Consider the following 11408-nt stretch of genomic DNA (forward strand, 5'->3'; position numbering starts at 1 on the left):
TAATCAATTGTATAGACTCTCACCTTGGCGCTAGTCGATTGCGAGCAGAGGCGCTACAATCGCGCCCCGATAAAGTGTGTGGGTATTAATTGTGCCCATAAATACCGAGCCTGGGCATACCTCCAAGAATAACCTCCCCCAGAACGAAACAAACTTCACAGATAGGTGATTCCAATCGCCGCACTTTGATCGTGGCGGCAAAAATCCAGCAGCAGAGGACAGCAATGAGCAAAATCGAGAAGGTAGTACTGGCATATTCCGGCGGACTGGATACTTCAGTGATTGTGCGATGGCTGCAGGATACTTACGGCTGTGAAGTAGTGACGTTCACTGCGGATATTGGCCAGGGTGAGGAAGTTGAACCGGCGCGGGCCAAGGCCGAGGCGCTCGGTGTGAAAGAGATTTATATCGACGATCTGCGCGAGGAATATGTGCGGGACTTCGTTTTCCCGATGTTCCGTGCCAATGCGATTTACGAGGGCGAGTATCTGCTGGGCACCTCTATCGCGCGCCCACTGATCGCCAAGCGCTTGATTGAAATTGCCAACGAAACCGGTGCCGATGCTATTTCCCATGGTGCCACCGGTAAAGGCAACGACCAGGTGCGCTTTGAGCTGGGTGCCTACGCACTGAAGCCGGGTATTCAGGTAATCGCGCCCTGGCGCGAATGGGACTTAAATTCCCGCGAAAAGCTGATGCAATACTGCGAACAGCACAAGATTCCAGTGGATTTCTCTTCTACGAAGAAAAAATCCCCTTACTCGATGGATGCCAACCTGCTGCATATTTCCTACGAGGGCGGCATCCTCGAAGATCCCTGGGCGGAAGCCGAGGAAGACATGTGGCGCTGGAGTGTGAGCCCGGAGGCCGCACCAGAAGAGCCGACTTACATCACCATCGGCTTTGAGAAAGGTGATCCAGTCTCAATCGACGGTGAGCGTTTGAGCCCGGCCACCCTGTTGGAAAAACTGAACCAGTTGGGTGGAGCTAACGGCATTGGCCGCCTGGATATTGTGGAAAACCGCTATGTGGGTATGAAATCCCGCGGTTGTTACGAAACTCCCGGTGGAACAATTTTGATGAAGGCGCACCGCGCTATCGAGTCCATTACGCTGGATCGTGAAGTGGCGCATATGAAAGATTCCTTGATGCCACGCTACGCGGATCTTGTGTACAACGGTTACTGGTGGTCGCCTGAGCGCCGTATGTTGCAGGCCGCTATCGATGAATCCCAGGAAGTGGTGAATGGTGAAGTACGCCTGAAACTCTACAAGGGTAGTGTCAGTGCAGTAGGCCGCCGCTCTTTAGATAGCCTCTTCGATGAGCGTATCGCTACCTTCGAGGATGATGCCGGGGCCTACAACCAAAAAGATGCAGAGGGCTTTATCAAGCTCAATGCCCTGCGCCTGCGCATCGCCGCCGGTAAAGGAAGAAAATTGATTTAGTCGGCTTAGTTGATTTAGATCAGTCAAGGCTGGAAATGGATGCGCTTAAATCCTTTTCTGGCCAACAGTGACAGTTATGTGTATGCCTTCGACGTTATAAGCGGGTTCATACATGACTGCTGCAGACCCAGTGGTGGGCCAGGCCCGCTCAGTGGAACCGAATTTTAAAAGCAACGGAAGTAAAAACATGACGACAACGGTGGCAAAGACCGGCCCTGTGCCGGACTATGACTACAATATCGTGCGCCAGTTCACCATCATGTCCGTGGTCTGGGGCATCTTTGGTATGGGCATGGGCGTATTGATCGCGGCTCAGCTGGCCTGGCCCGAGCTGAACGATTTCTGGCAGCCCTTCTCGCACTTTGGGCGATTGCGGCCACTGCACACCAATGCGGTTATCTTCGCATTTGGTGGTAGTGTTCTGTTTGCCACCTCCTACTATGTGGTGCAGCGCACCTGTCAGGTTCGCCTTTGGGGCGGCTGGCTGATTCCCTTCACCTTCTGGGGATGGCAGGTCGTTATCGTGGCAGCGGCTATTACCCTGCCGATGGGCTTCACCTCCACCAAGGAATACGCTGAGCTGGAATGGCCGATCGATATCCTGATCGCCGTAGTTTGGGTGGCTTACGCACTGGTGTTCTTCGGCACCATCATGAAGCGCAAGACTTCCCACATCTACGTTGCCAACTGGTTCTTCGGTGCTTACATCATCACCATTGCCGTACTCCACATTATTAATAATTTGGAAATTCCGGTTGCTCCGTTCAAGTCTTACTCCATCTACTCCGGTACCAAGGATGCGATGATCCAGTGGTGGTACGGCCACAACGCGGTAGGCTTCTTCCTGACTGCTGCCTTCCTCGGCATCATGTACTACTTCGTACCTAAGCAAGCTGGTCGTCCGGTTTACTCCTACCAGCTTTCTATCGTGCACTTCTGGGCACTGATCTCCCTGTACGTATGGGCCGGTGGTCACCACCTGCACTACTCAGCGCTGCCCGACTGGGCGCAGAGCCTGGCGATGGTAATGTCCCTGATCCTGCTGGCGCCTTCCTGGGGCGGTATGATCAACGGCATCATGACCTTGTCTGGCGCTTGGCATAAGCTGCGCACCGACCCTACCTTGCGCTTCCTGGTGGTTTCCCTGTCCTTCTACGGTATGTCCACCTTCGAAGGCCCGATGATGTCCATCAAGACTGTGAACGCTCTGTCTCACAACACCGACTGGACTGTGGGCCACGTACACTCCGGCGCATTGGGCTGGGTTGCGATGATCTCTATCGGTGCTCTGTACCACCTGGTTCCTGTTCTGTGGAAGCGTCGCGAAATGTACAGCACCAAGCTGATCAACGCGCACTTCTGGCTGGCTACTGTAGGTACGGTTCTGTACATCGCTGCGATGTGGGTAAACGGTATTACCCAAGGTCTGATGTGGCGCGCCTTCAACGCCGACGGCACCCTGACTTACAGCTTCGTGGAAAGTGTTGTTGCGAGCCACCCGGGCTATGTGGTGCGCTGGTTGGGCGGTGCCATGTTCCTGGTCGGTATGCTGCTGATGGCTTACAACGTCTACCGCACGATTACTGAGAAAGTAAACGATGCCGAAGCCGATAACACCGTTCGTGCAGTGCCTGCGGCATAGGAGTTTAGATCGTGAAGAATCATGACATCGTAGAAAAAAATATCGGCTGGATGATCTTTTTCACCATTATCGCCATCAGCTTTGGTGCTCTGGTAGAGATTGTCCCGCAGTTCTTTACCAAGGCAAACTACACTCCGCTGCCGGGTCAGAAGCCGCTGACCGCACTGCAGTTGGAAGGCCGGGATATCTATATTCGCGAAGGCTGTCACGTATGCCACACCCAGATGGTGCGCCCACTGCGCGCCGAGGTGGAGCGTTACGGCCACTATTCCATGGCACAGGAATCCGTGTACGAGCACCCCTTCCTGTGGGGCTCCAAGCGTACTGGTCCTGACCTGGCCCGTGTGGGCGGCCGCTATTCCGATGAATGGCAGCGTGCTCACCTGTACAACCCACGGAGTGTAGTGCCTGAATCCATTATGCCGGCCTACCCCTGGTTGTTCGACAATGTGGTTACTGGTAATTACACCGCGCGTAAGATGGAAGCGCTGCGCCTGGTCGGTGTGCCCTACACCGATGAGGATATCGCCAATGCCGCCGAGCCTTTCAAAGGTGGCAAGGTGAAGGAAATTGATGCGCTGGTCGCTTACTTGCAACAGCTGGGTACCCTGGTTACCCAAAAACGCTAATAGCGAGGAAGGAAACTCGTGACTATCGAAACTTTGCGGGAAATCGGACTGGTTCTGGGATCACTGGCCTTTCTGGCTATTTGCTGGTGGGCTTTCTCTCCGAAGCGCAAGAAGCGCTTCGAAGAAGATGCCAATTTGCCATTTGCCGATGATGAGCAGCAAGCCGATAAGGATGATTCGTCGGCTGCTCAGAAGGACGAATCCAAATCCGGGCAAAAGCCCGGGACTGAACGAAAACAGGGGCAGGATAAGTAATGAGTACATTCTGGAGTGTGTGGGTAATTGTACTCACCCTCGCCAATCTGGCGTTGATTACCTGGGTGTTGTTCGCCAACCGAAAGGTTGCGGTGGACGACCAGGCTGAACCGGAAAACAAAACAACCGGCCACGTCTACGACGGTATTGAGGAGTACGACAATCCTCTGCCCAAGTGGTGGTTCATGCTGTTTATCGCCACACTGGTGTTCTCTGCAGGATACCTGGTGATCTACCCAGGCCTGGGTAACTTCAAAGGTCTTGGTGACTGGTCATCTGTCGGCGCGTTGGAAGCTTCCCAGGCTAAGGCCCAGGAAAAGTTCGACGAGCAGTTTGGCAAATACCTCGATATGCCTATTGAGCAGATTGCGCAGAGCCCGGAAGCCCTAAAAATGGGTTCTCGAATCTTTGCTAACAACTGTGCGGTGTGTCACGGTGCCGATGCCGGCGGTAACTTTGGCTTCCCCAACCTGACCGATAACGCCTGGCTGTATGGTGGTACCCCGGAGAAAATCCTTGAGACCCTATACAATGGGCGTCAGGGTATGATGCCTCCACAAGGTCCGATTATTGGTGAAGAGGGTGTGCGTAATGCCACCGAGTATGTGCTCTCCCTCAATGGCCTAAACCACGACAAGGCGATGGCTGCTGAAGGCCAGAAGGTGTTTAACACTGTATGTATGGCCTGTCACGGAATGGACGCCAAGGGTAATCAAGCCCTGGGTGCTCCCAACCTGACCGACGATCTGTGGCTCTACGGCAGCAGCCGGGAGCAGATCCAGCACACCATTCGCAGTGGGCGATCCAATATGATGCCCGCGCAGAGAGATAAACTGCGTGAAGACAAAATCCGCCTGGTAGCGGCCTATGTCTACAGCCTGTCCCAGCAGGACGAAGAACAGCAGTAATTTACTATTGAGGCCCGGCATTTGCTGGGCCTTGTTTTTTCAAGGGACTCCGGGCGCTGCAGGGACGGAGAAAAAAGCCTCAAAATAAGTGGCTACCTGGCCCGCGTACAAGATGTGTCCGTGCGAGAGTGAGGTTTGTGTGAGTGATTTAATTCCAACCCGTGAGGAACAGGAAGGTGATGGCGAGGTTCGCTATCGCATGCTGTATGAGTCGGACGATAAAATTTATATCCGACATATCAAGGGTGTTTTCACCCGTATCCGCAAATATACCGGCCTGCCGTTATTGCTGGCCTTCTTCTTTCTTCCCTGGATCAATATCGACGGGCGCCAGTCAGTCTTTTTTGATCTCCCCACCCGACAATTCCATATTTTCTGGACAACCTTTGGCCCCCAGGACGGCTTCCTACTGGCTTGGCTGCTGATTATTGCCGCCTTCGCCCTGTTTGCTGTTACCACCTGGATGGGGCGGGTCTGGTGTGGCTTCACTTGCCCTCAGACCGTATGGACCATGATGTTTATGTGGGCGGAGCGTATCTGCGAGGGTGATCGAAACAAGCGCATGAAGCTGGATAAGGCCCCGTGGAACGTGGAAAAGGTTCTGCGCAAGGGCGGCACGCACGCTTTATGGCTGTTGATTTCTCTGGCTACAGCCTTGGCTTTCGTAGGCTACTTCTATGGCATTCGTGAGTTGGTTGTAGACCTCGCCACCTTCCAAGCTCATCCGCAAGGTGTCTTCTGGGTAGCTTTCTTTACCTTTGCCACTTACATGAACGCGGGCTTCTTGCGGGAACAGGTATGTAAATACATGTGCCCCTACGCACGCTTCCAGTCGGTGATGTACGACGAGGATACCCTTGCGGTTTACTACGATGCCAAGCGTGGTGAGACTCGCGGGCCGCGCAAAAAGAACGTGGACTACAAAGCCGAAGGTATGGGTGACTGTATCGATTGCTATTGGTGTGTGCAGGTTTGCCCGGTGGATATCGACATTCGCGATGGCTTGCAGTTTGAGTGTATCAACTGCGGCCTCTGTGTCGATGCTTGTAACAGCGTCATGGATAAGATGGGCTATGAGCAGGGCTTAATTCGCTTCACTTCTGAAGACGAGCTGCAGACTGGCAAGACGAACTTTTTGCGTCCGCGACTGTTTGGCTACGCAGTCGTTTTGCTGGCCATGATAGGATTGTTTTCGCATCAGGTGGCAACTCGCAGTCCTATCGAGGCGGAAGTCACCCGTGACCGCGGTGCCCGTATGTATCGGGTTTCACAAGGGTTGGTGCAGAATGTGTATACCGTGAAGATCAGCAATATGGATCAGGCAGCTCATGAGTTCACGATCCGTGTTGAGGGCAATCCGAATTATGATTATTCGGTGCGCAAACCGCGCAATATTTACCTGAAGGCCGGGGAGATCTATCCGGTACCGATTCGGGTGAGTGTGCCCGAGACCCAGCTAAAGGACACCAAGCACGATATTGATATCGTGGTGCAGGCTGTCGATGACCCGGAGCTGGTCAATAAGCATCGAGCGGTATTTATTGGTCCCAAGCAGTAGACGGGAAGCCGTTCCCGTTGCAAAGTACGGGCCCGCTCAGGCGGGCTCTGCTTTTCTGCACAAAACGGTAATTTTGGTAACGCGATGAATGAACCAACGTCGAAACCCTGGTATCGGGAATTCTGGGCCTGGATGGTCTTGGCACCGTTGATTACGGTGGTTGTAGTCTCCTCTATTACGGTCTCCATTGCCGTGCGTTTTGCTGATGATCAGGTCAGCGATACCTACTACAAAGACAGCCGCATGTACCATTTTTCCGCGGAGCAAGACCAGCGTGCCAAGGCTCTGGGGCTGGCGGCTTTGGTGCAGTTCCAGCGCACTGAAGGTGGCGTTACTGTCGAATTGAATGGCAATACCGACTACCCGGAAAAACTGCTGCTCACTCTGAGCCACCCGGTGGAAGAGGATCTGGACCAGCATATCGAGTTGTCACAGCTCTCTGTGGGGCGCTATTCCGGTGAAGTACCGGGCGCCTTAAAAAGCCGCTGGTACCTGCGTCTGATGCCTGAACTTGACCCAAGTGCACATCAGCAAGCCGAGTGGCGTTTGAAAGGCGAGATCAACTTCGACCTGGGCAACGCGGCGCCCATGAATCCCGGCAGTCAATGAAGTCACCCTGTTATCACTGTGGTCTACCGGTTCCCGCTGGCAGTAATCACTCAGTTGTGATCGAAGGTGTCCCGCGCAGCATGTGCTGCCCGGGATGTGAGGCCGTGGCGAGTGCAATTGTCTCCGGGGGATTGGACGGTTTTTACCGTTATCGGGAAAAACAAAGTGATCGCCCGGAGCAGAACCAGCCACAGGATCGCTGGAGTGCTTATGATCTTCCCGAAGTGCAGCAGCAGTTTGTGCACGACTGGGACGGCGGGCGCCAAATGGCGGCGCTGCTGATCGGTGGTATTACTTGTGCCGCCTGTGTCTGGTTGATAGAAAAACATCTGGGGCAATTGGCCGGTATCGAGAAAGTCTCGGTCAACGCCAGTACCCAGCGCGCGCAAATTGTTTTCGATCCAGAGCAGATTCAACCCAGCGCCCTGTTTGAGGCCCTGGAGCAGATCGGCTACCGCCCTGCGCCGGCGACTGCTGCCAATCGTGAAAGTGTGATCCAGAGTGAGCATCGCGCTGCCCTGCGCCGCCTCGGGGTCGCTGGTCTCGGTACCATGCAGGTGATGATGTTCGCCATCGCCCTCTATTTTGGTGCCGGCAGCGGTGATGTGGGTGAGTTCGAACGTTACTTCCGCTGGGTCTCTCTGCTGGTAGCCACTCCTGTAGTGTTCTATGCTGCGCGGCCTTTCTTTAGCGCGGCCCTGCGCAGTCTGCGCACGCGCCACTTGAGTATGGATGTGCCGGTTTCCCTCGCTATTGGCCTGGCCTATGGGGCCAGTTTCTATGCCACCGTATTCGGTACCGGCGAGGTATATTTTGAATCCATCTCCATGTTTACCTTCTTTTTGCTGTTGGGGCGCACTGTTGAGATGCGCGCGCGCCACCGAGCGGGGCTAGCCAGCGGTGGGCTCGCGCAGCTGTTGCCCATGACCGCGGCAAGGTATGACGGCACTGAGATTGCCCACGTCCCCGTAGCAGCCCTGGCGGCTGGCGATCGGATTTTACTGCGCCCCGGCGATACGATTCCCGCTGATGGTGAGGTACTCGAAGGTGAGAGTGGCGTAGATGAATCGCTACTCAGTGGTGAATCTGCGCTACAGCAAAAGACCGTGGGCAGTCCTGTGTATGCAGGCAGCGTCAACGGCGATTCCAGTCTTACCGTGCGTGTCACCGCCGCCGGAAAATCCACGCGCTTGTCGGCGATTGAGCGTCTTGTGGAGCGCGCCCAGCTGGAGAAACCAGCTCAGGTAGCCCTGGCGGATCGGGTTGCCGGCATTTTTGTCGGAGTCGTACTGGTTGCAGCCCTGAGTGCTTTCGCGGTCTGGTGGCAACTGGACCCAAGTAGGGCATTTTGGGTGGCCTTATCCGTGTTGGTGGTGACCTGTCCCTGTGCTTTGTCTTTGGCGACACCTGCGGCATTGGCCTCAGCAACTCTGCGTCTGCAGGAGCTGGGCTTGTTGGTTGCTGGCGGCAGTCTTTTAGAGACCTTGCCCCGCATCAGTCGTGTGGTGTTCGATAAAACCGGTACCTTGACCCGTGGTGAGCCGCGCATCCTGCATATTGATTTACTGCGTGATGGCTGGACCAAACAGAAAGTCAAAGATGTGGCTGCAGCACTCGAGTCCCAAACTCACCATCCACTGGCGCGGGCATTTCGTGCCTGGCGTGGCAACCTGACTGCAAGCCAGCTCAAGGTACATACAGGCTGCGGCCTGGAGGGGCAGATAGAGGGCAACCGCTACCGCCTGGGCCGTGCCGATTTTGCCATCACGCAATCTATTGCGGCTCCACAGGGAGAGGGGCAGTGGCTGTTGCTGGCCGATGATATTGGCGCTATCGCCTGGATCGCGCTTGGCGATAAATTGCGGGACTCCGCCGCACAGGCGGTTGAGCAGCTGGGCCAAATGGGCCTGTCAGTTGAATTGTTGAGCGGCGACCAATCCGCTGAAGTAAAACGGTTGGCTGCCCAGGCGGGCATTGAAGGTTTCCGCGCTGGTGCATCGCCCGAAGACAAGCTCTCCCATATGAAGCAGCGGCAGGATGCGGGGGAGAAAGTCCTGATGGTGGGTGATGGTCTCAATGATGTGCCGGTATTGTCAGGTGCTGACGCGTCGGTGGCGATGATGTCTGCCGCTGACCTGGCCCAATCCCGCGCGGATGCGATTCTGCTCAACGGTGATCTGCGAGTGTTGGCGCAGTCTATCGCTCTGGCGCGTAAGTGTCGCCGGGTGGTACGTCAAAATCTGGCCTGGGCCCTGGGGTATAACGTCATAGCACTGCCCCTGGCGGTGTGCGGCCTGGTGCCTCCATGGGCTGCCGCTATTGGTATGTCTCTGAGCTCTCTGGTTGTGGTTATCAATGCACTGCGCTTGTCTCGAGCCGCACCTTCTACAGAGGACACCACCCGTGTAGAGCCCAATATTCGCCCCAGATTGGCGGATTAATACAGAGGAGTGAAGCGTGGACAGTCTCTATTTCCTGATTCCTATTGCGGTGGTATTTGTTGCTCTCGCCATAAAAGTCTTCTTCTGGGCCGTAAATAACGGCCAATATGACGATCTGGAGACGGAGGGACGACGAATCTTGTTTGAAGATGATCTGCAGGCATCATCCACAAAGACTGAGGAAAAGGAGTAGTAGTTCGTGGGGGATTGGGGATTTTTGGCGGCTGCGCTCGCCATCGGTTTTCTCGGCAGTAGTCACTGTATTGGTATGTGTGGAGGGATTTCTGGGGCACTGGGCATGGCGGTGCCAGGTAGGCAGACCGCCTGGGTGCAACTGGGTTCCTACCAGTTGGGGCGCGTTGCCAGTTACACATTGATGGGTGGCCTGGCCGGTGCCCTGGGGGCTGCCGTCATTCCAGCACTGACACCCTTGCGGTTTGCTGCAGGAATAATGTTGATTGTGATGGCGCTCTATGTAGCGGGCATCTGGCGCGGCCTGGTGTGGCTTGAGAAGGGCGGTAGCTATCTCTGGCGCTATGTTCAGCCGCTTTCCGCTAAGTTGTTGCCGGTGCGCTCCGCGGGACAGGCTATTGCACTGGGTTCTCTGTGGGGTTGGTTGCCCTGCGGTTTAGTCTACAGCGCCCTGACTTTTGCTTTGGCCCAGGGCAGTGCGGAACGCTCGGCGTTGGCGATGCTTGCTTTCGGCCTAGGCACCTTGCCGGCCATGTTGGCCACTGGCGCCGCCGCCGTACAGGTGCGTAATTTCGTGCAGAAGCCAGGGGTGCGCCTGGGGTTTGCCGCCGCGATTATGCTGTTTGGCTTTTGGACATTGTGGGGCGCTCTCGGTCATGGGGGGCACGGAGATCACAGCAATCACGGTGCTATGAATGCTGTGGAATCTGTTGAGGAGAAGTCACAGGAAGAAAGCCACCACCATCATCACTGATTGTTGTTGGCGGGCTTGTGGGGCACGGCAATAGCAGCACTGTGCCCCTTCAAATCTAAAATTCGATACGCAGCGATAGGTCGACAGCACGCAGGTGCTTGGTCAAACTGCCAGAGGATATGTAGTCGACCTCCAGTTCCGCCAGCTGTGCGATTCGCTCCCGATCTACACTGCCAGAAATTTCAATTCTCGCGCGCCCCTTGGCCATATCCAGAGCACTGCGGGTGTCCGCATCGTTGAATTCATCGAGCATTATTACATCTGCACCGCTATCTAGCGCTTGCTGGAGTTCTTCGAGAGTTTCCACCTCAACCTCTACCAGTGCCTCCGGTTTGATCGTTCTCGCCTGGGCTACGGCCTTGTCGATACCACCGGCAGCGGCGATATGATTTTCCTTGATAAGAAAAGCGTCGTAGAGGCCGATGCGGTGATTGTGGCAGCCGCCGCACAGTACGGCATATTTTTGCGCGCTGCGCAGGCCGGGAATGGTTTTGCGGGTGTCGAGGATTTTCACCTCGGTACCGGTGGCGCGTGCGGCGAACTCTGCGGCAGTGGTTGCTGTGCCGGACAGGGTCTGCAGAAAGTTAAGCGCGGTGCGCTCGCCGGTGAGAATTGTGCGGGCATTGCCCTCGAGTTCAAAAATCACGCTATTGGCGGAAACCCTATCGCCATCGGTAAAATGCCAGGTTAATTGCAGGTCGGGATCCAGTTGTCGAAAGATCTCCTCAACCCAGGCGCGCCCGCTCAGGGTGCAGTCCTCGCGGGTGATCACGCGGGCGCGGGCACTGCGATCAGCGGGGATCAGCTGGGCGGTGATATCGCCATCGCCAATATCCTCCTCCAGTGCCGTTCGCACAGCCCTTTGCAGGTCGGTCATGATGTTTGGGATGGTGGAGTCTTTAGGGTGCATTGGCAAACCTCGAAATAAACGCGCGGGCAGTTTACCAAAACCCATGGGATTTGGATTGCCTGGGG

The 11408-nt window shown here is 55.5% G+C and carries 11 protein-coding genes; 10 read left to right on the forward strand and 1 reads right to left on the reverse strand.

The window, feature by feature from the left end; genetic code table 11:
* Window positions 1–224 precede the first annotated feature (224 nt).
* The 10 genes from ACJJIO_RS15110 (at window position 225) to ACJJIO_RS15155 (ending at window position 10433) form a co-directional block, all read left to right on the forward strand.
* Window positions 225–1445 carry an argininosuccinate synthase gene (locus ACJJIO_RS15110; RefSeq protein ID WP_444908962.1) on the forward strand — a complete coding sequence of 407 codons (1221 nt, stop codon included), beginning with the start codon at window positions 225–227 and terminating at the stop codon, window positions 1443–1445.
* A gap of 187 nt (window positions 1446–1632) precedes the next feature.
* Complete coding sequence (gene ccoN / locus ACJJIO_RS15115; RefSeq protein WP_444885924.1) at window positions 1633–3087, forward strand: cytochrome-c oxidase, cbb3-type subunit I; 1455 nt, start codon at window positions 1633–1635, stop codon at window positions 3085–3087.
* Window positions 3088–3098: 11 nt separating this feature from the next.
* Entirely contained in the window at window positions 3099–3716 is a 618-nt protein-coding gene (gene ccoO / locus ACJJIO_RS15120) for a cytochrome-c oxidase, cbb3-type subunit II (protein WP_152452172.1), read from the forward strand.
* An 18-nt stretch (window positions 3717–3734) separates the two neighbouring features.
* Window positions 3735–3971 carry a cbb3-type cytochrome oxidase subunit 3 gene (locus ACJJIO_RS15125; protein ID WP_252084946.1) on the forward strand — a complete coding sequence of 79 codons (237 nt, stop codon included), beginning with the start codon at window positions 3735–3737 and terminating at the stop codon, window positions 3969–3971.
* On the forward strand, window positions 3971–4879 hold the full coding sequence (ccoP, locus tag ACJJIO_RS15130) for a cytochrome-c oxidase, cbb3-type subunit III (protein ID WP_444885779.1): 909 nt from the start codon (window positions 3971–3973) through the stop codon (window positions 4877–4879). The genes ACJJIO_RS15125 and ccoP overlap by 1 nt, the downstream gene beginning before the upstream one ends.
* A 139-nt stretch (window positions 4880–5018) precedes the next feature.
* Window positions 5019–6437, forward strand: coding sequence for a cytochrome c oxidase accessory protein CcoG (gene ccoG, locus ACJJIO_RS15135; RefSeq protein ID WP_444891026.1), 1419 nt, complete (start codon window positions 5019–5021; stop codon window positions 6435–6437).
* A gap of 84 nt (window positions 6438–6521) precedes the next feature.
* A complete protein-coding gene (locus ACJJIO_RS15140; protein WP_444908963.1) occupies window positions 6522–7046 on the forward strand; it encodes a FixH family protein in 525 nt (174 codons plus the stop codon).
* Window positions 7043–9487: a heavy metal translocating P-type ATPase gene (locus ACJJIO_RS15145; protein WP_444908964.1), complete on the forward strand. Its 2445-nt coding sequence runs from the start codon at window positions 7043–7045 to the stop codon at window positions 9485–9487. The genes ACJJIO_RS15140 and ACJJIO_RS15145 overlap by 4 nt, the downstream gene beginning before the upstream one ends.
* Before the next feature lie 16 nt (window positions 9488–9503).
* Window positions 9504–9680, forward strand: a complete 177-nt coding sequence (ccoS, locus tag ACJJIO_RS15150) for a cbb3-type cytochrome oxidase assembly protein CcoS (protein WP_252084951.1) — start codon at window positions 9504–9506, stop codon at window positions 9678–9680.
* Window positions 9681–9686: 6 nt separating this feature from the next.
* Window positions 9687–10433: a sulfite exporter TauE/SafE family protein gene (locus tag ACJJIO_RS15155; RefSeq protein ID WP_444888292.1), complete on the forward strand. Its 747-nt coding sequence runs from the start codon at window positions 9687–9689 to the stop codon at window positions 10431–10433.
* Window positions 10434–10488: 55 nt separating this feature from the next.
* On the opposite strand, the gene nadC is transcribed toward ACJJIO_RS15155, so the two are convergent.
* Window positions 10489–11343 carry a carboxylating nicotinate-nucleotide diphosphorylase gene (nadC, locus tag ACJJIO_RS15160; protein WP_252084953.1) on the reverse strand — a complete coding sequence of 285 codons (855 nt, stop codon included), beginning with the start codon at window positions 11341–11343 and terminating at the stop codon, window positions 10489–10491.
* Window positions 11344–11408 lie beyond the last annotated feature (65 nt).

The sequence above is a fragment of the Microbulbifer mixtoriginis (SeqCode) genome, from assembly GCF_052467235.1.